The following is a 1,707-nucleotide window of genomic DNA, read 5'->3' as shown; positions in this document are numbered from 1 at the left end:
TGGCAGTTTAGTCATAATGAACGAAACGGCTCCATTTTGCTTAACGTAGGTTGCAGTTGGCAATAATGGGAGTGATTAAAAAGCCTACCCAAGCCAAATGTAGAGCTACAAACAAAAGGAGCCGTGTATTATGAAGGATGGTCAAAAATTTATTGGTTTAGACGTTTCAAAAGATATTATTGCTGTTGGGATTGCTGATGAAGGTAGAGGTGCACCAAGATTTCATGGGAATATCCAAAATACTCCAGAAGCTATTCGAAAACTTTTTAAGAAGTTAGGTGATCCAGAGAAATTACTAGTTTGTTATGAAGCTGGTTCATGTGGATATAGTATTTACCGTCAACTTTTTTCGATGGATATTGAATGTATTGTAGTTGCACCAACACTAATTCCTAAACGTACTGGGGATCGAGTAAAAACGGATCGTCGCGATTCATTACGATTAGCTCAGCTTTTACGAGCTGGAGAATTAACGGCTGTTTGGGTACCAGATGAAACACATGAGGCATTGAGGGATTTAATTCATGCTCGTTCTGATACACGTGAAGATTTACAAAAAGCACGTCAAAGATTAGTTCATTTCTTGCTTCGTCATGAAATACGTCCACCTCAAGGTGTTAAGAATTGGACAGTCAAACATCGGGACTGGTTAAGTAAACTCACTTTTGAAAAATCATCATTACGCATCGTATTCCAAGAATATTTACATTCTATTTATGAAGTTGAAGAAAGAATGAAGCGTATTGAAGCACAAGTTCATGAAGAAGCAATCAAAAGTGAACATGCACCTGTTATACAAGCACTTCAGACTTTAAGAGGAATAGCTGAAGTAACAGCTGTAACACTTGTCGCAGAAATTGGTCAATTTTCACGTTTTTCAAATCCAAGACAATTAATGTCATACGCAGGTCTAGTTCCTAAAGAATACTCGAGTGGTTCAAGTCGTTGGCAGGGTCCGATTACTAAAATAGGAAACTCACATATTCGCCGAGCATTGGTAGAATGTTCGTGGGCATATCGACATCGCCCTTCTCTTAAAGGTGAATTATTGAAAAGACAAGCTGGTCAACCAATTGAAGCACAAAGAATTTCCTGGAAAGCACAACACCGTCTGAACTTAAAATATAATCGGATTACAGCTAGAGGTAAGGCAGGAAAATTTGCGGTAGTAGCTGTTGCCCGTGAATTACTTGGATTTATCTGGGCAATTGGATGTAGTATTGAAGCTCAAAAATTAAACCAATCTGTTGCTTAATAGCTTATCTTAACTCAAAACACGAAACGAATTTTAATATCTAAAAATAAATGAAATCTAAAGTCTAACTAAAATTGAAAATTTGGCTCGGAGGCAAACACGGTAAGGAGAACCCTCTAGTTCAACTATGCATTAGGTAAAATACCGAACGTGCGCGTTTAGATCGAGGCAGCTCCGTAACGGATAGAATGAAATGTGGTAACCAACCCACGCATATCAGATTGTAAATCACTGTTGATAATTTTTGCCTTCGTGCCAAGGTTTTAAAGTAGTTATTCTTTAGTTTTTAAAATAAAAGCTTCTATATTGAATTAAATAAATGATAATTCACAGACTTAGTGAAAAAAACTAAGTTGGTAGTCTTAGAATAAGTCTGCCTAAAAACAGACAAAAACAAAAAAATAAAACCATTTGGGTATGGTGAGTTGACAGTTTCGTTCATATCAGTTGAA

The 1,707-nt window shown here is 36.7% G+C and carries 1 protein-coding gene; it reads left to right on the top strand.

Going from position 1 to position 1,707, the window contains the following annotated elements:
• The first annotated feature begins 130 nt into the window (after positions 1-130).
• The gene (locus ACFWM3_RS24935) at positions 131-1,255 is read left to right on the top strand and encodes an IS110 family RNA-guided transposase (RefSeq protein ID WP_390313399.1); all 1,125 of its coding nucleotides are present in this window, start codon (positions 131-133) and stop codon (positions 1,253-1,255) included.
• Positions 1,256-1,707 lie beyond the last annotated feature (452 nt).

The organism is Gottfriedia sp. NPDC058432 (assembly GCF_042721555.1).
Classification (GTDB): Bacteria; Bacillota; Bacilli; order Bacillales; family Bacillaceae_G; genus Gottfriedia.
Note: the sequence above shows the minus strand (reverse complement) of the source record. Positions and strands in the feature narration are given on the sequence as shown.